At 51.2% G+C, this 22,207-nt stretch carries 15 protein-coding genes; 7 read left to right on the forward strand and 8 right to left on the reverse strand.

Annotated features, from left to right (window positions below):
* Positions 1-13 precede the first annotated feature (13 nt).
* From EGM51_04970 to EGM51_05000, 7 genes are all read left to right on the forward strand, one after another.
* A complete protein-coding gene (locus EGM51_04970; protein ID QBG46776.1) occupies positions 14-1,852 on the forward strand; it encodes a beta-agarase in 1,839 nt (612 codons plus the stop codon).
* Positions 1,853-1,950: 98 nt separating this feature from the next.
* Positions 1,951-5,004 carry a DUF4982 domain-containing protein gene (locus tag EGM51_04975; GenBank protein ID QBG46777.1) on the forward strand — a complete coding sequence of 1,018 codons (3,054 nt, stop codon included), beginning with the start codon at positions 1,951-1,953 and terminating at the stop codon, positions 5,002-5,004.
* Between the two features lie 57 nt (positions 5,005-5,061).
* Entirely contained in the window at positions 5,062-5,919 is an 858-nt protein-coding gene (locus tag EGM51_04980) for a DUF1080 domain-containing protein (GenBank protein ID QBG46778.1), read from the forward strand.
* On the forward strand, positions 5,916-8,243 hold the full coding sequence (locus EGM51_04985) for a glycoside hydrolase family 42 (protein ID QBG46779.1): 2,328 nt from the start codon (positions 5,916-5,918) through the stop codon (positions 8,241-8,243). Before EGM51_04980 ends, EGM51_04985 begins: the two co-directional genes overlap by 4 nt.
* A 97-nt stretch (positions 8,244-8,340) precedes the next feature.
* Complete coding sequence (locus EGM51_04990) at positions 8,341-9,642, forward strand: hypothetical protein (protein QBG49248.1); 1,302 nt, start codon at positions 8,341-8,343, stop codon at positions 9,640-9,642.
* A 9-nt stretch (positions 9,643-9,651) separates the two neighbouring features.
* Positions 9,652-11,268: an alpha-L-fucosidase gene (locus EGM51_04995; GenBank protein QBG46780.1), complete on the forward strand. Its 1,617-nt coding sequence runs from the start codon at positions 9,652-9,654 to the stop codon at positions 11,266-11,268.
* A gap of 26 nt (positions 11,269-11,294) precedes the next feature.
* A complete protein-coding gene (locus tag EGM51_05000; GenBank protein QBG46781.1) occupies positions 11,295-12,746 on the forward strand; it encodes a hypothetical protein in 1,452 nt (483 codons plus the stop codon).
* Positions 12,747-12,930: 184 nt separating this feature from the next.
* Here the strand turns inward: EGM51_05000 and EGM51_05005 are convergent, their stop codons facing one another.
* From EGM51_05005 to EGM51_05040, 8 genes are all read right to left on the reverse strand, one after another.
* Complete coding sequence (locus EGM51_05005; protein QBG46782.1) at positions 12,931-13,671, reverse strand: hypothetical protein; 741 nt, start codon at positions 13,669-13,671, stop codon at positions 12,931-12,933.
* Between the two features lie 112 nt (positions 13,672-13,783).
* Positions 13,784-14,932 (reverse strand): helix-turn-helix domain-containing protein, encoded by a 1,149-nt coding sequence (locus EGM51_05010; GenBank protein ID QBG46783.1) that lies wholly within the window; start codon positions 14,930-14,932, stop codon positions 13,784-13,786.
* Positions 14,933-14,990: 58 nt separating this feature from the next.
* Complete coding sequence (locus EGM51_05015; GenBank protein ID QBG46784.1) at positions 14,991-15,866, reverse strand: carbohydrate ABC transporter permease; 876 nt, start codon at positions 15,864-15,866, stop codon at positions 14,991-14,993.
* Positions 15,853-17,265 carry an extracellular solute-binding protein gene (locus EGM51_05020; GenBank protein QBG46785.1) on the reverse strand — a complete coding sequence of 471 codons (1,413 nt, stop codon included), beginning with the start codon at positions 17,263-17,265 and terminating at the stop codon, positions 15,853-15,855. Before EGM51_05020 ends, EGM51_05015 begins: the two co-directional genes overlap by 14 nt.
* Positions 17,255-18,124 carry a sugar ABC transporter permease gene (locus tag EGM51_05025; protein ID QBG46786.1) on the reverse strand — a complete coding sequence of 290 codons (870 nt, stop codon included), beginning with the start codon at positions 18,122-18,124 and terminating at the stop codon, positions 17,255-17,257. The genes EGM51_05020 and EGM51_05025 overlap by 11 nt, the downstream gene beginning before the upstream one ends.
* A complete protein-coding gene (ugpC, locus tag EGM51_05030) occupies positions 18,121-19,266 on the reverse strand; it encodes a sn-glycerol-3-phosphate ABC transporter ATP-binding protein UgpC (protein QBG46787.1) in 1,146 nt (381 codons plus the stop codon). The genes EGM51_05025 and ugpC overlap by 4 nt, the downstream gene beginning before the upstream one ends.
* 305 nt (positions 19,267-19,571) lie before the next feature.
* The gene (locus EGM51_05035) at positions 19,572-20,516 is read right to left on the reverse strand and encodes an AraC family transcriptional regulator (GenBank protein QBG46788.1); all 945 of its coding nucleotides are present in this window, start codon (positions 20,514-20,516) and stop codon (positions 19,572-19,574) included.
* An 88-nt stretch (positions 20,517-20,604) separates the two neighbouring features.
* Positions 20,605-22,206 carry an iduronate-2-sulfatase gene (locus EGM51_05040; protein QBG46789.1) on the reverse strand — a complete coding sequence of 534 codons (1,602 nt, stop codon included), beginning with the start codon at positions 22,204-22,206 and terminating at the stop codon, positions 20,605-20,607.
* Position 22,207: the final 1 nt, after the last annotated feature.

Consider the following 22,207-nt stretch of genomic DNA (forward strand, 5'->3'; position numbering starts at 1 on the left):
AAGCGGGAAATATATGAAATACAGCTTGGTTTTGGGAATGATTCTGCTGCCGGTAGTGCTGCCGGCCGAGGCTTTGGTAGAGGTAAAGTTACATCCGTCGGTGGTCCGAAATATCGGCGGGGTTACGGAATTTGACCGGAATCAGTTTATTACGATTCACGAAGGCCCCCGGAATTCGCGGCTTAAGGAATATTACAGCTATCTTGAAGATGAACTGGATGTACGTTACGGCCGTGACGGAGGTTCTCTTTCCGGTGCGGCGCGCGGTGTTCCCGCTGATCCGGACCGGCCTGATTTTCCTGATATCGAGCAGATGAAATTGCGGGGAGCGAAGCATATCCAGCGTTCTGAATGGCGTCGGGATGCCGATCCTTTACAGATTAGGAATACGATTATATGCACGCATCCCGAACGGATGCATCCTATGCCGGAAAATGATTATACGGAATGGGGACCGCGTACAATGGAGGGGGTGGCGGAATTTTATGCGCATTTTCTGAAATATTATTTTACCGATGAAACAAGGCCGGCATATCTGGAAGTGCTGAATGAACCTTTTGTGCATGCAGATGAAATCGGTACCACGGCGGAACGGATGGCGGAACAGCATGTGCATGTGGCCAAACGGGTGCGGGAGCTGAATCCGGACGTTATGATCGGCGGGTATACCGCCGCCTGGATTGAAGTGGAGCAGCATGATTTCCGTCATTGGTTCAATTGGGAGAAGATGTTTATCGATACGGCTGGGGAAGAGATGGACTTTTTCTCCTACCACACGTACGACGGGGTCAATGTGACCGGCGAACCGCGCAACCGCACCGGGGCGAATACTGAAGGCATCATGGACCTGTTCGATACCTACAGTTTTCTCCGGCTGGGTGCGGCCAAACCGCAGGTGATTTCCGAATACGGGAAAATACCCGAAGGCGGCATGGCGAATCATATCTACAGCTCCGAGCGCACCGCCGGGCAGCTGTATTCGCTCAACGGTCAGCTGATTATGTTTATGGATCATCCCGACCGGATCATGAAAACGGTTCCTTTTATTCTTGGAAAAGGACTCTGGACTTATCGGCCCGACCGTGAAAAGGAGGCCGCCAATCCGTTTCTGCTGTGGCGCATGAAATCCGACGGTTCATTTGTGGAGACGGAGCTCTCGCTGTTTTACCATTTCTGGAAGGGAGTTTCCGGGCAATGGAGATGGAGTTCGTCATCCAATCCAGACGTGCGGGTGCATCTTCTGGCGGATGGAAAGAAACTGAACCTGATTCTGGTCAATCTTGATTCAAAAGAGAAAAAGGTGAACCTGACCGGGCTTCCGGATATCGGAAACGGGCGGGTGTCTTTCCGAAGTCTGGAAACCCATGGTAAAGCGCCGCGTTTTCATGAAGGGGAACTGAAACGTGTTCCGGACACAGTGAAGCTGCACCCGGGACACAGCATGCTGCTGAATCTGGAGTTGGAAAAAGCGATGCCGACGCGCCGGACCGTTCGGGAACACCGAGTCTATGCCACGGATTACATGAAGGATATTGTGGAAGGCGAAGCCGTCGCTTTTACATTTCCGGAAACCCCGACCGGAAAAGGATCGGCATTTCTCCGGATTACTCCGGGACGTGAAAAGGGCCTGGCGATTCTTCCGGATCAGGTGCGGTTCAATGGAGAGCCGCTGGAGGTTCCGGACAACTGGGCCGGAGATGAACAGAAGGGGCGTTCCACCTTTTTCGGAACCCTTGCTGTACCGGTTCCGGTGAATCTTCTCCGGGAAGTCAACGAAGTGGAAATTGTTTATCCCGATTCCGGCGGCCGGCTTGCCTGTGCGGTTCTTCAGGTCAATCTGCTCGAAGAGTAGCTGTCAATTTATCATATATCATTTACGCAAACGTATGTTTTCCGCCGGTCGTGCGGCATCGTATAAACGATCCTCAATTTACCGGGGATTTTATATACATGAGATGGATCACGCTGATACTGGCGCTTTTCACGACAGCCGTTGCTCCGGCCGGACGAACCCGGCTGGGCTTTGATGAAAACTGGAAATTTAAATGGGGTGACGGGGCCGGTCAGGAGGTCCCGGCGTTCAATGACAGCAGCTGGCGCACCCTGAATCTGCCGCACGACTGGAGCATCGAGGGCCAATACAGCGAGAACCATCCCATGGGGGATCAGTGCGGTTATCTTCCCGCCGGCATCGGCTGGTACAGAAAAACCATTGATGTCGATCCCGCATGGAAGGGGCAGCATGTGGAGATTATTTTTGACGGCGTATTTATGAATTCCACTGTGTGGGCGAACGGCCGGAAACTCGGGACACGGCCTTACGGCTGGATCACATTTGCTTATGATATCAGTGACCTCGTTCAGGAAGAGGATTCCATCACGTTTGCGGTGCGGGTGGATAATGAAAAACAGCCGTCAGCCCGCTGGTATACCGGAAGCGGAATTTATGCGCATACCTGGCTGGAAATCAAAGGGAAGGTGCATGCAGAACGCGATGGCATTTTTGTCCGCACTTCCGGCAATACCGTTTCGATAGATACCGAGGTGAATAACACCGATGAAACCGGCCGTGCCGTGAATCTGCAAACCTCTGTTTTTGATGCCGACGGAAAACAGGTTGCTCATATAAAGACCAGTTTTTTTGCCGTAGCCGGAGAACTTCAGGCAGTGGCAGGGACGATTTCGCTGGAGCAGCCTGCGATGTGGTCTCCGGAGTCGCCGTATCTCTATAAAGCGGTCAGCGAAATCTATGCGGATGGAACGTTGAGCGACCGCGTGGAAACCCGGTTCGGCTTTCGCGATATTGAGTGGAAACCGGAAAGCGGCATGTGGCTGAACGGGAAAAACATCAAACTGCGAGGAATCTGCAACCATCAGGATGCCGGTGCGCTGGGTGCCGCTGTTCCGGATAAAATCCTGCGTTTTCGGATTCAGCAGCTGAAGGATATGGGGGTGAACTGTTTCCGAACAGCGCATAATCCGCAGACGCCGACGTTTTATGAGCTGTGTGATGAAATGGGCATGATGGTGATGGATGAAATTTTCGACGGCTGGGGACGAAAAGCCTATGAGGATTACGGGGCGCGGTTTTTTGATACGTGGTGGGAACGGGATCTGACCGACTGGATCCGACGCGACCGGAATCATCCGTCGGTGGTGCTATACAGTGTGGGCAACGAAACCCACGGCGATGTGGCTCCTGCGCTGGTGGCGAAATGCCATGAACTGGATCCGACGCGACCGGTGACTTCCGGCCATTCCAATCAGGAGGATATGGATATTGCCGGCTTTAACGGGCACAGCGAAAAGATGGGCTGGTGGGACGAATTTGAAGAAATGAATAAGGAAAATCCGCGGGTTTTCATCGGAACGGAAAATACACACACCTGGCAGGTGCGGGGATTCTACCGTACGAAAACCTGGTTCCGGGATGGATTCCCTAATGAAAAACAGAAACCTTATCCCTGTCCTGATCTCACGGAGGAGGAGATTTTCACGTATGACTGGATTCGGGATGGGGATCGCTCCAGCGGAAAACAGATTTTCAATTCGAGTTATGATAATGCCATGGTCCGTCTGACCGCGCGGAAGAACATTGAGCAGCTGCGGGATATCCCGTATTATGCCGGTTCTTTCCGCTGGACGGGACATGATTATATCGGAGAAGCGGGATATGTGCATGGCGGATGGCCCTTTAAAGCATTCATGGGCGGGGCGATCGATCTGGCAAATTTTGAGAAAGATCTTTTTTATCTCTATCAGAGCCAGTGGACGGAATCGCCGATGGTGCATATTCTCCCGCACTGGACGCATCCGAATATGAAAGAGGGAACAAGGGTTCCGGTTCAGGTGTATTCTAACTGTGAAGAGGTTGAACTGTTTTTCAATGACCGTTCGCTCGGACGGCAGAAACCGGGCAGAACATGGGACAAAATGCAGTGTCAGTGGATGGTGCCGTGGAAGCCGGGTACGCTGCGTGCCGAGGGTTTTGCGGACGGGAAACCGGTGGCCCGGGAGACGATCCGGACGGCTGATGCGCCGGCTCGGATCAGGTTGTCGGTTGACGGGGAGCCGTTGAAGGAAACAGGCCGTGATCTGGTTCAGGTTCGTGTGACCACAACGGATGCAAAGGGCGAGTTTTATCCGTATGGAGAAAACCGCACCTGGTTCAAAGTGATTGGCAACGGGCGGATTAAAGCGCTGGATAACGGCAGTCCGGTTGATGTGGAACCGCATTACGGTACGGACAACCGCATTGCATTTTATGGTTTAACGCGTGCCTATATTGAAGCTGTTGGCGATGGGGATGTGGCGCTGCTGGCCGCCTGTATTCTGGGAGAGAAAAAACTGAAGTTTTCTGATCAGGTGTCCATTGGTACGGATCTGCTCTCACTTCGCGGCCCGCTTCCGGAGATTGATACGGAGATTTTCTATACAACCGACGGCCGGGAGCCGACGACAGAGTCAGTGCCCTATACCGGAGCGTTTAAGGTCGAACCCGGAACCACGGTGAAGGCGCTGGTTGTGGTGGACGGGAATCCGGTTTTAACACTGGAAGAACGTTTTGCCGACGATGAAGGATTTATCTGGGAAGGCGGAGGTCAGCCGACGACTTCTCCCGGAGCCCAGGCGGAAACCGCCCATTTCAGCGGTGCGTCGGTGGAGTCCTGGGGGGAATATTATCGCGGTAAAGGATATCTTAAATTCCGAAAGGAGGCCGGGGCCTATGTGGAATGGTATCAGGAAAATGATGGTGGAGCGGGTCCGGCGAAACTGGCTATTCGCTATGGAGGACGGATTAAAGATGAAAAAGGACATACCGTTAAACTGATGATCAATGGAGAAGTCGTCGACAAAGCACTGCTGCTGCCGAATACGCGCCGTATCGGAAAGGAATGGTCCACTATCAGCGTTCCGGTAGAAATCGGACGTGGAGCGAATACCATCCGGATTGAACCCAATGCCGGAGACGGTCTGTTAATAGACGAAATTATAATTCGATAAGTCAGGTGTCCTGTTTAGAATGTGACATTCATTCTTTTAACCAACAGGAGATGAACCATGAAACGATATTTCACTGCAACACTTGTAATCGGTCTGTCGCTGGTCTGCACAGGATTCGCCGGAAACTGGAAGACACTGTTTGATCAGGAGTTATCGAACTTTGAAGTCTGGATGGGGATTCCCCATGACTCAGTTGAGGGGCTGCCTCCGGGAACACCCACTTCGCCGGATTGTCATAACGGGATCCCGATGGGGCTGAATAATGACGTTAAGAATGTTTTCAGCATAATTGAGGAAAACGGCGAACCGGTACTGCATGTCAGTGGTGAAATATACGGCGGCCTGACCACCCTTGAATCTTTTGAAAACTATCATCTGCAGATTATGGTGAAGTGGGGCGATAAACAATGGGCACCGCGAGAGAACACGTTACGTGACAGCGGCATTCTCTACCATTGCCACGGTGAACACGGGGCCTTCTGGAAGGTCTGGAAATCGTGCCTGGAATGTCAGGTTCAGGAATCCGATCTGGGCGACTTTATCCCGTTGGCCGGTCCGCGTGCGGAGGTCCGTACGGCGGTCGTCGAGGGAACAAAACGCCGGCGCTATGATGCCGAAAGCGAAGAGTATACCGGCGGCTATATCAGCGCCTGGCCGGAAATGGATAAACCGCATGGTGAATGGAACCTGATGGAAATTTATGCTCTGGGCGATACTTCCGTTCATGTGGTTAACGGCAAGGTCGTTATGGTGGTTGAAAATGCGCGTCGCGCTGATGGTAAACCACTGACTAAAGGACAGATCCAACTGCAGTCCGAGGCCGCTGAATGTTTTTATAAAGGAATGCGCATCCGTTCAATCGATGTGCTGCCGATGGAAATTACAAAACAAATTCGCTTGAAAGGAACTGAATGAATCGACGCCGCTTTACCGCATTGACCGCTGTGGGGGCCTGTATTTTCCCCGGAATTGGAACTGCTGCCCGGAATGAGTGGCTGGCCTTGAATCGTAGAGTTGAGGCCAAACAGCAGCAGCTCGGCCATTTAATTCGAGATGCGCAGCAAAGAGGGTACGTGGTGGACTATGCGGTGGCGTCGTATCAGATTATCGGTCTTTTTATTGTAGCGGCCAATCATGATTATGAACATCGGGAACGAGCTGCCGAAATTTTTGCCCAGCGATGGCACTATCGGAAAATGGCCCCGGAATATGCGGCCGATTTTGCGATCAAAGAACTCAACAGCTGTATTGAGGTGGCGGATTATGCTATCGGTGAGTTACAGCGGCAGATGTCCGGGGAAATCAAACCGGTTTCGCCGCCGGATTTAACCGTTGGAACCATGAAGCTGGAACGGAAAGCCTACGAGCTGGAAGGCAGAAAGGTATTTCCGAGCTCATTGGTCTGGACCCCTGCACGGAAAGAGGAGCTGAACTGTTTTGGACGTATTGGAGGAGGGTACCTGCAGATTACGCAGTTGCAGCAGGATGGGACTCCCGGGCCGCATTTGCATTCCAGACTGAAAGCGCTGGCCGAGCAGAACGCTTTCCATATGTCGCCGCGTGTGTTTCTGACCGGACATAATACGCCGGGCTGGATGAAAGAAAAGTATCCGGAAGTGCAGTACGGCGGGCGGAACTTTACCACCTATGATATCGACAGTCCGCTGATCCGCGAATGGATCAGAAAACTCTATTCCTCTTTTCTTCCGGAATATGCAGAGGCCTGTAAATCGTTCCCCATGGTGCATCTGCTGGCTAACGAGCCGCATTTCGCTACGCGAAAAGGGGGATGGAAGGCGGGGAACGGTCTGTCGGATACCACCATGGAAAAATGGCATCGCTGGCTGGAAAAGAAGTATTCCACAATTTCCGAATTGAACGGGATTTACGGTACGGACTATGCCGATTGGGATCAGGTGCTGTTTTATGGGCTGGAACCGGAACAGCGGCAGATAGATCCGGCGTTGCGCGGAACTCCGGTTTGGTATGACTGGGTGCGGTTTAATCATGACCGGGTGAATGAGTGGTTTACATTCCTGAAAAGCGAAGCGCAGAAAAATGACAGCGGTCGTAATGCGCCGGTATCGATTAAGGTGCTCGGTTACAGCCTTTCCAAGAGCGAGCGTGATGGCGGAATGGATATGGAATATCTGACCGACCTGCAGGAGGTGATGGGTGCAGATTTGCGCTGTGCACCGCAGGGCGCGCAGTTTTTCGGCAAGCATGAAGAGGGGATGGATCCGAAAACGGGATGGCAGGCGCATTTTGCCTATGAATGGTCGGAGCAGTCGATGTTTCTGGACTGGTCGAAATCGATGTATCCCGAAAAAGTTTTCTACGATTCTGAATGGCATGGTTTCAGTGCAGTCAGCTGGCGCCATTTTAATATGAATCGTGACTATGTTCGGTCGGCCCTGTGGTTGGCGTTTACACATGGCATGGGCATGATCAATGCCTGGCTTTGGGGGCGGGGAACGGACGGAGCACTGAGAGCTCAGGGGGATCATATCGGTGAACTGTCGGTCCAGCCGATTGCCGTGGATGCGTTCAGCCGGACAATGAAAGAGCTGAATGCCCATGCGGAATATGTGGTGGGCATTCAGCCTGAACATCGTGATTTCTGGATTTATTACTGTGAGGAAACGGCCATTCAGGATGAAACCTATACCCACTTCATGCAACAGATTTATGAGGCATTGAAACTGCTCAATTTTACGGTCGGTTTCACAACGCCATCGAAGATCGGCGGGCTGGATGCCGAAACGCAGACGGTGATTGTTCCGCCGACAGCTTATATTCTCGATAGAAGTCTTGAAGCTCTGAAAGCGTTCGGCGGGCGGCTTGTTCTGATCGGTGCTGAAGAGAGTTTCCTAAAAGATGAATATGGGCGTGACCGTTCCGGGATTTGGCAGCCGGAACCGTTTTCCGTCATTCCTAAAGGAGAGTGGCCGGATCTGCTGCAGCCCCTGGAAACGGTACTGCGTCCCGTTTCCACTCCTCTTCTTCTGCCGGTTTCTGTTACCAACTTCAATGGTGAAAAGGCGATAGGGGTGAGCCTGTTCATGAAGAAGGACCCGGAAAGCGGCCGCATGATCATCGCCCTCAATAATATCAGCAAAGAGGTGCGTGTGGTTTCTCTTCCGGACAATTCAACAGCGGTGGATCTCGTTATTCAGCAACGTTGCGAAAACCGCCTTGTTCTGAAACCTTGTGATGTGCGGCTGATCATGGTTGCGTAATTACGAATATTTTATCCGCATTTCCGGGTATTCGCATAGCGGCATCTGTTGCAGTATAAATGGTATGAATAAGCTTTTTGTACTGATCAGTTTGCTCCTGTGTTCCGGCTCCTTTGCTAAAGTTAATAAGTCGCAGTATGTGATCCCGGATGGTCTTGTGGAAGGCGGTGCATTCATTGACCGGTTTCTGCCGGTTCCTTATGTCGAGGAACCGCGGTCAGATCTCTGGGGTGGAGGAAATGTGCTTCCTCGGGACGCCGCAAATGGGATAGAGGATGCGGAATATTCCTATTGGGGGGGTAATATTGTTCGCGGGGATGATGGAAAGTTTCACCTGTTTGTCTGTCGATGGCCGGAAAACAATGTGAAAGGCGGCGGCAGAAAATCCGGACATCATACCTGGTGGAGTTCAGTGATCGTACATGCGGTGAGTCCTCAGCCGCTCGGTCCGTATAAAGTGATCGATGAGGTTGGCAAGGGGCATAATCCGGAAATCTACCGACGTAGCGACGGCTCGTACGTTGTCGGTGTGATGGGGGACAAAGCCTACACCGCGCCGACGCTGAGCGGGCCATGGGAGCAAACAGAAACCACCTTCGACTGGCAGGGTGAAAAGTTAAACACGAGCAATCGCACCTATGTCCCGCGTGAAGACGGCTCGTTGCTGATGATGAATAAAAATGGCTATATATTCGTCAGCGAAAATGGCGAGGAGCATTTCAAACAGGTCACTCAAAACTCTGTGTATCCGAAAATTAAAAAACATTTTGAAGATCCGGTTATCTGGAAGGATGAGGTGCAATACCATTTGGTGGTGAATGATTGGGACAAGCGGCACGCGTATTATATGCGCTCGCCGGACGGCATAAACTGGAAATGGGCACCGGGGTATGCCTATGACCACAGAATTATGGTTCACGAGGATGGAATCTGCGAAGCGTGGTATAAACTGGAGCGTCCGAAAGTACTGCAGGATGAATTCGGGCGCGCGGCCTATATGAATTTTGCGGCCATTGATTGCAGAAAAGATGATGATGTTGCGAATGATAATCACAGCTCGAAAAATATTGTCGTCCCGTTGCGGGTACCCCGCCGGATTGAACTTTTAAACCGCGAGCCGATTACCGCTGAAACGGAGACGATCCGACTGCTGATCAAATCGGAGCCCGGATTCGATCCTCTGAATAATGTCGATGTAAATTCCTTGCGTCTCGGTGCTCCGGAAGCGGTCAATTTCGGGCGGGGGTGTAAAGCGATGAATCGGGAAGCATCCGGTCAGAATCTGGTGGTTACTTTTGATGCCAGCGGGCATGAAATTACGGATGAAAATTTCACGGTAAAATTAATCGGCCGGGATACTGCCGGTGAATTGCTGTTTGGTTATGCACGGTTGCATTAGGTGAAGAAGATGAGAAAAATTCCGGTTACATGGTTAATGATATCCTCTGTTTCCGCATTGTTTGCGGGAGAAAAATATGAGCCGACCTGGGAATCGCTGGTGAACTATGAAGCGCCGGAGTGGTATGAAGATGCGAAACTCGGTTTCTGGGTGCACTGGGGCGTTTATTCGGTCCCTGCATTTATGGGAGATCATGCGGGCGAATGGTATGGCCGCTGGATGTATGTGCATGAAGGGCAGAGTACACGGCATGATCAGGGACTGGCGACGGCGCGGCACCATCGGGAAACCTACGGCGACCCCGGTACGTTCGGCTATAAGGATTTTATTCCGATGTTCAAAGCGGAACATTTTGATCCGGATGAATGGGCCGATCTCTTTGTTATGGGCGGTGCCAGATTTTTTACGATGATGGGCGCGCATCATGACTGTTTCCTTCTGTGGGACAGCAAACTCTCCAAATGGACTGCGGCCAAAATGGGGCCGAAAAGGGATCTGGTGGGTGAAATAGAAAAGGCCGTTCGGAAGAAGGGCCTGAAGTTCGGCGTTTCCAACCACACGGCATTTAATGTGCAGTTTTTTCAATGGAATCATATTAACGGCTATGATGCGAAAGATCCGGCCAACCGGGATCTGTACGGAGAACCGGTTATTCTGGAAAAGGGGCTTGAACATGCCCGGGTTAAACCGGAAGAGCAGACCGAAAATAAGGGCCGCTGGGCCTGGTTTGCGCGTACACGCGATAAGGTTCGGCCGAGCCCGCGTGATGTACAGCGCTGGATCGATCGCACCAAGGAGCTGGCGGATCTGTATCGTCCGGATCTCTACTACTTCGACTGGGGACATCGTCTGGAGGAATATGAGCCGGGACGCCGGGAGTTCGGCGCGCATTACTACAACCAGGCGATTGAATGGGGAAAAGGTGAATACGGTGCTCCGGGTGTGGTGCTGAATTACAAGTCGCGCTGGTACAAACCCGGTTCGGCGGTGCGCGATTATGAGCGCGGCGGAATGGATAAAATCGGGGATATGGTCTGGCAGACGGATGACTGCGTTTATGACGATCATAACTGGAGTTATGTCCCGGGTGTGGCCATCAAGCCGACGAATACCATTGTTGATCAGTTGATGGATATTATCAGCAAACGCGGCGTTCTGATGTTGTCGTTTGCGCCGAAAGCGGATGGCACGTTTCCGGAAGACCAGAAAAAAATGATGCGGGAGCTGGGCGACTGGCTGAACATTAACGGCGAGGCGGTTTACGGCACCCGGCCGTATGAAGTCTACGGAGAAGTCGGTGATCAGTGGTATGAAAAGGATGTGCATGGCCGAATAAAGATGGAGGCGACGAAAGAGGATATCCGGTTTACGCGAAATAAAGAGAATAACATCCTCTATGCCACGCTCCTGAAATGGCCGGGAGAACATGTGTTAATTGAAACATTGGCAGGAGCGGATCTTTCCGGGGTGGAGTCTGTCATGTTGCTCGGGAAGCAAAGGAAGCTTGATTGGACCGCTACTGAGCAGGGGATGTCGGTTTCATTGCCGCCAAGACCGGATTATGGTTTTGCTTATCCGATCCGTATTACATTCCGCGACCGTATTGTTTCGCCAAAGAATCGCTAGAACAAAAAAGTTTAAGGAGCTGTAAAATGCAAAGCAGACGTTCGATGATCAAAGCGGCCGGAGCAGGATTTGCTGCGGCCGGTGTGGCCCGGGGAGCGGCCAAGGTGGAGCAGTCCGAGGATGGCTATGCCTCGGCATCGACCTTCAAAAGCGACCGAAGGCTGGAACGGATTAAGATCAGGGTCAAACCTCCTCTGTTCTGTCCATATCACAGTCTGTCCGGCGGCGGGGCGGAAAAGGGCGGCGGGGCGCATTATTACAAAAGCGTTCCGTTTGAACATAATCCATTTACGATTAATGCTTCCGGCATGTCAGGTTCGCCGGTGATTGTTGATGCGGCCGGGCAGTTTGTTGGATTCATGACGACCTTCGGGTTTGAACAGTCGACATTTGCTTTTGATGGAAAACAGACGCTGAGGGTTACTGTTCCTGAAGGACAGGAGCTTTTTGTGGAAAAAGGCGGCGATGCGGCGTGGAAAAAATATAATTCCATTATGATGCAGCGGCTGAACTTTCAGCCGCTGAAAGATTATCCGGATTTCTGGTCGGACGTGGAGTATTGCACGTGGGTGGAGCAGAAGGTACAGAGTAAGGTGCGGCGGGGTCATTTCAAACTGTTGAATCATGACTTTGTAAAAGCCTATATCGATAAGCTCATTGAATTCGATTATCCGAAAGGCAAGCTGACGCTCGATCACGGTTGGAGCATTTTTCCGGATGGGACTCTGGAATCCGGGTTCGGTTCGTGGGAGCCGGATCCGCAGACGTTCCCGAATTTTGAAAAGACCATGGGCATGATTGCCGAGGCCGGATTTACTCCGGGTCTCTGGATCGGGTTCCCGAAAGTCCATCACAACAGTATCATCGGAAAACGTTATCCTGAAATTCTGGGGAATTGGAGTGCCGGCAAACCGGTGAAACCGAATGCAGAACGGTGGCTGAACCCGAAGGCCGATATTTTCAGTTATGCAACCGAAGTGATCGGGCGTTACCGGAATATGGGTGTGAAAAAATTTAAAATCGATATGTCGTACAATACGAAGTCCGACATGCTTCACATTCATAAAGAGCTCTACCGTGCCGCCAAAGTGATTGATCCCGAGCTGGAAATGGAATTTCATGTGCCGGATATTTTCTTTGCTCCTTTTGCTGATGTAAACCGGACCAATGATATCTGGATGAATCCGAAATATGACTGGCCGGGCCGTGTAAAATCACATTATACCGTGACCTATAAATCCGCCCCCGGCCGGGCGATCAATCTTGACCATATCGGAGGGAATGACACCGGTCCCCAGGCGCTGACGGAAGAGAATTATCTGAAACATCTGGCAATGTACAAAGGGAAAACCGGTTATCCGCTGGTCTCCGTTCTTCCGCATCATATCAGCCGGAAATGTGTGGAGGCCACGGGTGAATATCTTTGGGATTACTGCCGTGGGAATCGTCAAATCGTTTCCGGTTTTTTCGGGGCATAAAAAAACGGCGTAAGGAAAAAGAGGAGGAAACCTTACGCCGAGAAACAAGAACCCAACAAAAGCTTCTCGTTTTTGAGGAGATGAGACTCTTATGTGCCATCAAACTCGTTGCTGTAAATGTAGCGCTGAAGGTGTCATTGCGCCTATATGCCATTGCGTTTTAGATATACGTAATTTCTGCACGTTAAAGAATCAGGAACAACGTTTTAGAATCCTGGTCGCCGCTGAATGAAAAAAGATAAACGCAACGATTCCGGGTTCCGGTATCGCGATCCCCCCGAGAAGATGAAAATCCGGTATACCAGGTGTCGGTTTCATAGATAGATGTATCCAGAGTAACTCCGGTCTGAACCAGTCTGGACAGCGACTCTCCAGTGCGGGCATTCAGCAGTTCCACCTCAACGGACCAGTCCGCTGGCGTGTCTCCTTTCTCCATGATCATCGTCATGGTCAGACGATCAGAAACGGCACTTTCTCCAAGGCCGATTTTCTCTTCAGGGACAGGACTGGAAAGATAGAGTTTGTTGTCACTGGACTTAAAACCGAATTTATAAACAGGAGAATCTAGTGTGCGGATAAAAAAACCGCGTAAAGCACCTAATCCCGATGGTCGTTCATTGATCATCAGACTGAAAATGTCGGCACTTCCTCTTCCGTTCAATGTAAATCCGAAATCGGCTGAAATGCTGCAGGATGTGTTTTTCTGTGCATCAACCGGTATTCCATAGAATGATGATTTCCAGGTTTCAGAACTCAGGATAAATCCTCCGCGGTTGAAATCAATGACACCGCCTTCTGAAAGCCATGATTGCTGCCCTTGCAGGTTGCCTTCGGTAAAACCGCCTTTTTTAGAAAAAAGGCTGGTTTCAGCCCCGGAGATTTCAGCCGTGCAGATTATTGCTGCAAGTATATAAACTGATTTCATTCTTACCTCGTTTTATAAACAGGTAAGGAGAATAGGAGCTCTGGCGGTGCGGTAACTAGAGGTGATTACGAAATATATATATTTGATTTTGCCACCAATAAAATACAGGGGTCTAAAATGCGCGCATTTTTTTGCGGTAGTCGCGCGGTGTTGTTCCGGTGACCTGTTTGAAAACGTGCGTCAGATAATTATAGGTGGCAAAACCGCAGGCTTCGGCAATATCCTGCATGGGCAGATCGGTTTCGGCCAGTAACTGGCGTGCTTTATTGATACGAAGCCTTCGGATTTCATCAATGGGCGATCGTCCGAACATCTGCATGAACCGGCGTTCCAGCGAACGACGGGCCATGGGAACCTCTTTCAGGATGTCGGCCATCGTGATGGATTCAAACGCATGTTCTTTGATGAAGTTGACCACTTTGACGAGTTTTGGATCGTCGACGGCCAGCGTATCAGTGGATAGGCGGTCTACAACACCGAGAGGCGGAATGTATATGGTTTCGGGCGTAACCTTTTCCCCCAGCAGCATACGGTGCATGAGCTCTGCGGCTTTGTAGCCGATCTGTTCCGTGGGACTGTTGATGCCGGAAAGAGTGGGGAAACAGGCGTGGCTGAGAAGTTCGTCGTAACTTCCGCATAGAATGGCGATATCGTGCGGGACGGAGATGCCGATGCTCATGCAGAGATCGACGACAAAGCGGCCGTTTCCGTGTCCCCAAACCAGAAGCCCGGTGGGTTTGGGCAGATCTTTAAGCCAGGCGCTCATGCGCTCGAGCTCCTCTTTTTGAGATTCTTCGCGATAATATTCGATGCTGTCGAGTCCGTATTTCTTCAGGGCCCGTTTAAATGCTTTCCCATACCAGATCGGGTTGGGGTTATGACATGAACCGACATAGGCGATTGACTTGAAGCCACGATTCACCAGATGGTCCGCGGCCATTTCGGTGGCTGCGGCATCATCAGTCCGGACACAGGGGAAGGTGTATCCTTCGAGCGGAACATCGCCGACATTGACAATGGGCAGATTCAGCGCTTTAAGCTGTTCAGCAAAATCATTGGAAGCCACACGGCCGATAATCCCGTCACCGCGCCAACCTTTCGGCAGTTCGTGCAGGTTACTTTCCGTGGAGGGGTTAACCCAGATGTGCCAGGGACCGACTTCGTTGGCATAGGTCAGAATTCCTTTAACGATCCGTCGCCCCCATGCGCTGGAGGTGCTGACCATAATGGCCACCTGCAGAATTTCATCCTTTTTAGGCATGTGACAAAATATTGCATATAGAATGCGATGGATCAAGTTTTCCTCTCATTGAAATCATTTATCCGGTTGAACCGGTAGTTGAAATTCCACGAATGAAAATTTTCTGCGCACGGAAAAAGAGCAGAACAATAGGCAGGGTAAACAGGGTCGCCGCAGCCATCAGCTGGGTCCATTCACTGTCGTGGGTTCCCATAAACTGCTGAAGTCCGTAAGCGACGGTATAGTGCTGCGGATCATTCAGATAAAGCAGCGGTCCGAAAAAATCGTTCCAGGTGGAAAGAAACTGGAAGAGTGCGCAGGTCACCAGAGCCGGCTGTGCAAGGGGCAGCATGATCCGGGAGAAAATCCTGAATTCCCCCGCGCCGTCAATGGTTCCGGCTTCAGCAAGATTTGCCGGAATGGTCTGGAAGAACTGGCGCAGGAGAAAGACGTAAAACGGATTGGCGAAAAAGGCCGGGACAATCAGCGGAAGCATTGTTCCATACCAGCCGAGGCTTTTAAAAACAGTGAACAGCGGTATCATGGTTACATGTCGGGGAAGGGCCATGGAGGAGATCAGCAGAATAAATAGAAATTCCTTCCCTGGAAACCGCAGACGGGCAAATCCATAGGCAACCAGCGCGCTGGAAAAGACGGAACCGATCACGTTCAGGGTGCAGAGCAGCAGTGTGTTGCGCAGATACAGCGCAAACGGACCGGTTTGCCAGGCGGCCTTGTAATTCGACCATTGCGGTTTTTCCGGTATGAAAGAGGAAAGGCTGAAAGTTACTGCAGCTTCATCGGCCTGTGGAAAAATATCCTTATTGGATTTCAGCGAGGTGGAAACCATCCAGACCAGCGGCATGATGAAAGGAATGCAGAGCACAATGAGAATAAAATGCGTCAGAATTTTCTGCTTACGCGAAAGCTCCAGCGGAGATCTATTCCGGCTCATGGTTCACCGCCTCTCTCCGCCTGATCTCGGCCTGTATGTCTTCTTCCAGTATAGCGAGTGCCTGTTTCGGTGTAATGTTTCCGCGCGATGCAGATTCGTCGGCGCGCTTAATCATATCGAACAGCAGAAGCTGATAGGGAACGGGAGGCGTCGGTTCCATATTCGGACTGTCGAGCAGGTTAATGAAGGTTTCAAACTGCGGATGCTTTTCAACATAGCGGGTAAAGACTTCTGATTTTGCAATCTGGGGCAGCGGCGGGAGCCAGCCGGCCCTGGTATAATGCACCGCAGCGTCTTCGGGATCATCGAAACCGATCCAGAATTTGATAAACGCCCAGGCGCCTTCAGGATTGGCAGCACCGACGGGAATAATCATAAAATTTCCGTGGACCCACCCGGCATTTTCTCTGCCCCCTTCACGCGGAGGAGGGAATGGAGCGGTCATGTAGGGAAGATCGGGGGTATATTTTTCCAGCTGGGCAACCCGCCACTGACCGTCAATCGTGATGGAGCGTTTGCCCACGGCAAAAGGCCAGTCGGCTCCGTGTTTTCCCGTCAGAGACGAACGGAAGCGAAGCAACCGATCGAAACCGAGCACCTTGTTCTGTTCCGTGATATATTCCAGTGCCCGGAGATTTTCCGGCGTGTTCAGAGTCAGTTCACCGGTTTCCCAGTCATAAAAACCGCCGCCGAAAACCGGGGCCATCATGCGGAACCACTGGGGGATGAATCCCAGTCGGGCCAGCCGTCCTTTGTCGTCGAATCGGTTGAGTTTCCAGCCCCAGGAAACCATTTCCTCCATGGTGCGGGGCATATATTTGAGCATCTCCTGATATTCGGCTTTGGTGGTTACCCGCGCCGGTGCGGAATCGGGCAGAAGTCCTGCATCACGCAGATGATCAAGCCGGAAATAACAGGCCCGGACATCAAGTGCAAGCGGTACGCAATAGTGCCGTCCCTCAAAGTAGGCGATTTTCTGTGCAATCGGAAAGGCGTGATCCAGAAAAAACTGATACTCTGCGGAAGACATAAATTCATCCAGCGGCATGATCAGCCGGCTGTCCGCAAACTGGGGCACAACCTGATTCCACTGGGCCATACAATCCGGCGGATCACCGCCCGCCGTTGCCAGCAGAAATTTGGAGTCTGCCACATTGGCAGGAATGGAAAGAGGGATAACCTCATACCGGTCCTGGCTCCGATTGAAATCATCACAGATATCCTCCACGATTTTTTTCCATCCGGACGTCCACATGTGCCAGAAATAGACCGGTTCGCGGTCCGGATAATTCCGGCCCGAGGGTGTTTTGAGGAACCAGCCCATGAGAAAAGCAAATAGAAGGAGCAGACTCAGGAGGGTGCCGGTGGTTTTCAGATGTTTCCTGAAATCAGCCCCCATAATGCACCCACTTTCGATGAGTCAGAAACAGGACGACAGTAATGGTCATCACGATCACAAAAAGAATCCAGGCCATAGCACTGGCATAGCCCATATCCAGATAGCGCCAGGAGCGTTTGAAAAGATAGAGGGCATAAAAACTGGTACTGTCCTCAGGACCGCCCTGTGTCATGATATACGCCTGAGCGAAATACTGGAACGCATTGATGGTTCCCATGATCAGATTGAAAAAAATGACCGGCGTAAGCATAGGCAGGGTGATATGTACCGTACGGTGCCAGGCGTTAGCTCCGTCGACCACCGCCGCCTCATAAAGTGAAGCCGGAATATTCTTCAGACCTGCCAGATAGATCACCATGCTTCCGCCGACGGACCAGAGGGACATCAGCACCAGCGAATAAAACGCCCACGGTTCACTCGATAACCATGCCGGTCCCTCAATGCCGATGAGCCGCAGTATGCTGTTCATCAGCCCGATCTGCGGATTCAGAACCCAGGAAAATACGGCACAGGTGGCTACCATGGGAACAATGGAGGGAAGGTAAAATGCGGTGCGATAAAAACGTATACCTCTGATATTGAGATTCAGCAGCAGCGAAAGTCCGACTCCAACCACGGTTCCGAGCGGAACGGCAATGAGCGCATATTTTAGTGTGACGGCCAGCGATTTCCAAAAAACAGGATCATCGAAAAACAGGCGCCGGTAGTTTTCAGCTCCCACCCAGACCGGCGGAGAGACGATGTCATATTTGGTGCAGGCCAGATAAATACTGGCTACAAAAGGAATCAGCACAAAAATAATAAATCCGATGAGCCACGGGCTTATGAAAAGATATCCTTTTATCGTTTCGCGCTTCATGATGCAGATGGAGGAATCAGTGTTTCTCGGGCAACCTGTTCCGGCAGGGTGATATTACGCCCGGTTTCAGCATCGAAGAAATGAGCAAAGCGCAGATCAAGACCGAAGCGGATTTCGGGGGGATCCGTTTCTCTGAACTGATGCGGATGTATACTGGCTACAAAATCATGTCCTCCGCTCTTCATATGAAGCAGAATTTCCTCACCGATCATTTCTGAAATTTCAAGCGTACCATTCAGCATATACTCAGCGGTTTCTTCTGCATTTAATTTTTTCAGCGCCCGCGGCCGAATGCCGAAGCAGACGGATTTTCCGATATACCTTTTCATTACATCGGTATGTTCCTGCAAAACAGGTATGCGGAAGGTGCCGCCGTCGAAAACGAGACATTTCCCGGAAGCAATTGTACCTCTGAAGATATTCATGGCCGGAGTCCCGATAAAACCGGCGACAAACAGCGTAGCAGGATAATCAAAAATGGTTCTCGGTCGGCCAACCTGCTCAATCACCCCCTGATTCATCACACATATCCGGTCACCGAGCGTCATCGCTTCTACCTGATCGTGGGTAACATAGATCATGGTGGTTGCCACGCGGGTATGCAGTTGAATGATTTCCTTACGCATTTCCACACGCATTTTGGCATCAAGATTTGACAGAGGTTCGTCAAATAGAAAAACCGCCGGCTTGCGTACAATGGCCCGTCCCATAGCCACGCGCTGCCGCTGTCCGCCGGACAAGGCTTTCGGTTTGCGCTTCAGCAGTTTTTCGAGGCCCAGTATTTTTGCCGCCCGATTGACCCGTTCTTCAATCTCCTGCTTCGAGATTTTACGCAATTTCAGTCCAAACGCCATATTGTCGTATACAGACATATGCGGATAGAGCGCATAATTCTGAAACACCATGGCAATGTCGCGATCTTTCGGCGGGATTTCATTCACACAGCGGTCGCCGATATAAATGCGGCCCTCCGTGACATCCTCAAGACCGGCAATCATCCGCAGCGTCGTTGATTTTCCGCAGCCTGAAGGCCCCACAAGTACAAGAAATTCGCCGTTGGAAACCTCGAGGTTTAAGCCGGATACCACCGACTGTCCGTCCTCAAATTTTTTACTGACTTTCTCCAGTCTGACCTGAGCCATGACGCCTCCGAAACGTGCGGATTACAAACCGCCTCACAAGATAGCAGAATTCGTGGATGCCGGTACAGCAAAACAGCTGAATCGTTGAAGTATATTCTGTTGGTTCTACCGGTTGAACGCTCTGGGGTGATCCGTCGTTTTTTGAATTTTCTGTCTCCGGAAACCTTCCAGCAGTCTGGAAAGGACACACCCTTATAAAAACTGAACGGGCCGAAGCCGGATCTGTTTGGATTTCAATTTTACAGTGGAAAAAATAAGCGGCCGGAATCCGCCTCCCAGGCCAAAGCCCCTCGTGTCGGAATCATTCAGGTTTCACGAAAGCGGCGGATATGCGGATTCTGTTTGCGGTAATCCGCGGGTGACATGCCGACATGTTTTTTGAACTGCCGTCCGAAGTGTGTGTAATCGTTGAAGCCGACCTCGTAGCAGATATCAAGAGCATTGTCTGTGGTATCGCGCAGCAGCACACAGGCCCGTTCAATCCGCAGTCCATTGAGGTAGTTCAGAAACGTCATACCGGTTTCATGTTTGAAAAGCCGGCAGAAATAGGTTTCCGATGCTCCGCTCATGGCCGCCATATTCTCGAGGGCCAGTGGCTCTGTATAGTGGTCGTGAATATAGTTCAATGTTTTGCGCAATCCTTCGAGATAACGAGAAACGGGAACAGACAGATCGGCCTGAACAGTCTGGTCCACGCCCTCGTTCCGTTCATACTCTTCGGTGAGAAAAGAGAGCAGGGCGAGAAAATGATAGCGGGTGAGGGCGGCACCACGTTCGGAGATGTCCTGAGCCTGCTCTTTCAGTAGTGCGAAAAGTTCTGCCACTTTTTTCCGGTTTTCCGCGTCGAATTTCAACTGCACTGCGGATATGCCTTCGTCCGCCAACGAGATGAACGGTTTGAAAAAATAGCGGTTCGGTGAACTGGATCCTTTCAGCACTTCCAGGGAGTGAATCTCGGAATCGACAGCCTGAGGCAGAAAACTGCAGCAATAGGCCTTTCTTCCTTTTTTCTGAAGAGTGTCGTCCAGAAGGTGAAGAACATAGGGTTTCATAATGAGCATATCGCCCGGCTTCATCACCACTTCCGTACCCTTGAATTTGTTAATCAGCGAACCCCTCTCAACAAACAGCATTTCAAAATACTCGTGACGGTGGAGCTCTTTCTGGATCAGGGTTCGATCAACTACGGTTTCCACAGTAATGGGAAATGCAGCTTCGCCAAACAGCTCTCTGGATTTTACCAACGACATAAATCAGCTTCAGTTTAATGTGTGCTCAGTATGCAAATTTTTCTAATAAAGACACCGGTTCCGGTTAAATAAGAATTTCTTTGCGGGGTTAACACTCCGGCCGCGCGGCTTCCCATCCTTCTGAAAAGTGTTTCATCATCATTTCTACTACCTCGGGGTGACTCCTTGCAATATTGACTGTTTCAAGTGGATCCGTTTTATGGTCATACAGCTCAATGAACAGCGGTTCTCTATCGGGGTGTGCCGCGTCTTTCCACACGGTTAAACGGTAACGGTCAGTTCGCATGGCATAACCGGTCAAATTTTCTTCGAACAGCTTGCGGTCCCACTGACCTGGCAGCTGTTTTTGAATCCGTTTTTCCATTTCATCGGCCAACGGACCGAAATAAGTTTCCCGCATTCCGGGCCGAAGTGCAATCGAGCCCCATTCGCGCAGAGCGGGGGTGGGGAATTGACTGAAAGCTGCTTTTTTCCATGGACGGGAAGGGTTGGTGAGCAACGGTCTGAAACTGCTTCCTTCAACATGTTCCGGAATCTGAAGGCCTGCTAGGTCGGAAAGGGTGGGATACATATCAATCAGTTCCACCAGCGCATCTGTTTTCTGACCGCGGGTTTCCTGCGGCATGTCCGGAGTCCAGATAATCAAGGGGACACGTGTTGCAACTTCATACGTGGTTGCTTTTCCCCAGGTTCCCATTTCTCCGAGATGCCAGCCGTGATCGGCCCATACAATGATGATGGTGTGATCGCGCAGCCCGGCTTCATCCAGTGCATGTATCATTTTCCCGATCTGGGCATCCACATAGCTGACACAGGCCAGATAAGCATGCTTAAGCGTTCGTGCAAGTTCCTCATCAAATGGTTTCCCATCGGTTGGAATACCCTGCCGCACTCTGAGTTCGAATGAGGGATGAAGTCCCATAGAGGCACCGCCAACCGGTGCTTCGGTATTCTGTGCCAGCGGAATTTTATCCCGGTCGTAGAGATCCCAGTATCGTTTAGGGGCCACCCAGTTGAGATGAGGTTTTTTAAAGCCAATAGCCAGAAAAAAAGGTTTTTCCTCCTGCGCTAACTCTTTGAGAGTTTCAATGGCAATCAGCGTGTTGCGACCGTCGGAATAGGTTTCATCCGGTACATCGGCACATTCCCAGGCCGGTCCGCTGGCCAGACCGTATTTGGCCATCTCGCCATACCGGGCAAACATTTCTTTCCGAGCATTCTGCTGAATTTCAATATTTTCCGCCAATGCAAATCCTTTAGGTTTAGGTAGATCGGTTTTAGCAGGCTTCCTGCTCCACGAAAATGCATCATCGGTGTGTTTTCCATGAAAAATTTTCCCATGGTAAACGGTTTCATATCCGTTGTTTTTGAAATGCTGAGCAAGGGTGATGACATCCGGCCGGAGATCGCGGAATTCCAGATAGTTGTGAGTTACACCGCTGGAATCCGGCCGCAGTCCGGTCATCAGACTGGCCCGGGACGGGCCGCAGATCGATTGCTGACAATAGGCCCGGTTAAAAAGCAGGCCATCCGCCGCCAGCCGGTCGATATTCGGTGTAACCGCAATCGGAGAGCCGTAACAGCCCAGTTCCGGCCGCAGATCGTCAACACCGATGAACAGAATATTCGGTTGTTTCGCGAAAGCGGAAAGTGCGGTAAGCAGAAAGAAACAGAAGGATAGTATTTTCATC

It is taken from the genome of Verrucomicrobia bacterium S94 (genome assembly GCA_004299845.1).
GTDB lineage: Bacteria > Verrucomicrobiota > Kiritimatiellia > Kiritimatiellales > Pontiellaceae > Pontiella.

Excerpts from the sequence above, each read along its gene's own strand:
- EGM51_04970 (QBG46776.1), top strand. The coding sequence starts at position 14 with ATGAAATACAGCTTGGTTTTGGGAATGATTCTGCTGCCGGTAGTGCTG.
- EGM51_04975 (QBG46777.1), top strand. The coding sequence starts at position 1,951 with ATGAGATGGATCACGCTGATACTGGCGCTTTTCACGACAGCCGTTGCT.
- EGM51_04980 (QBG46778.1), top strand. The coding sequence starts at position 5,062 with ATGAAACGATATTTCACTGCAACACTTGTAATCGGTCTGTCGCTGGTC.
- EGM51_04985 (QBG46779.1), top strand. The coding sequence starts at position 5,916 with ATGAATCGACGCCGCTTTACCGCATTGACCGCTGTGGGGGCCTGTATT.
- EGM51_04995 (QBG46780.1), top strand. The coding sequence starts at position 9,652 with ATGAGAAAAATTCCGGTTACATGGTTAATGATATCCTCTGTTTCCGCA.
- EGM51_05000 (QBG46781.1), top strand. The coding sequence starts at position 11,295 with ATGCAAAGCAGACGTTCGATGATCAAAGCGGCCGGAGCAGGATTTGCT.
- EGM51_05005 (QBG46782.1), bottom strand. The coding sequence starts at position 13,671 with ATGAAATCAGTTTATATACTTGCAGCAATAATCTGCACGGCTGAAATC.
- EGM51_05010 (QBG46783.1), bottom strand. The coding sequence starts at position 14,932 with ATGCCTAAAAAGGATGAAATTCTGCAGGTGGCCATTATGGTCAGCACC.
- EGM51_05015 (QBG46784.1), bottom strand. The coding sequence starts at position 15,866 with ATGAGCCGGAATAGATCTCCGCTGGAGCTTTCGCGTAAGCAGAAAATT.
- EGM51_05020 (QBG46785.1), bottom strand. The coding sequence starts at position 17,265 with ATGGGGGCTGATTTCAGGAAACATCTGAAAACCACCGGCACCCTCCTG.
- EGM51_05025 (QBG46786.1), bottom strand. The coding sequence starts at position 18,124 with ATGAAGCGCGAAACGATAAAAGGATATCTTTTCATAAGCCCGTGGCTC.
- ugpC (QBG46787.1), bottom strand. The coding sequence starts at position 19,266 with ATGGCTCAGGTCAGACTGGAGAAAGTCAGTAAAAAATTTGAGGACGGA.
- EGM51_05035 (QBG46788.1), bottom strand. The coding sequence starts at position 20,516 with ATGTCGTTGGTAAAATCCAGAGAGCTGTTTGGCGAAGCTGCATTTCCC.
- EGM51_05040 (QBG46789.1), bottom strand. The coding sequence starts at position 22,206 with ATGAAAATACTATCCTTCTGTTTCTTTCTGCTTACCGCACTTTCCGCT.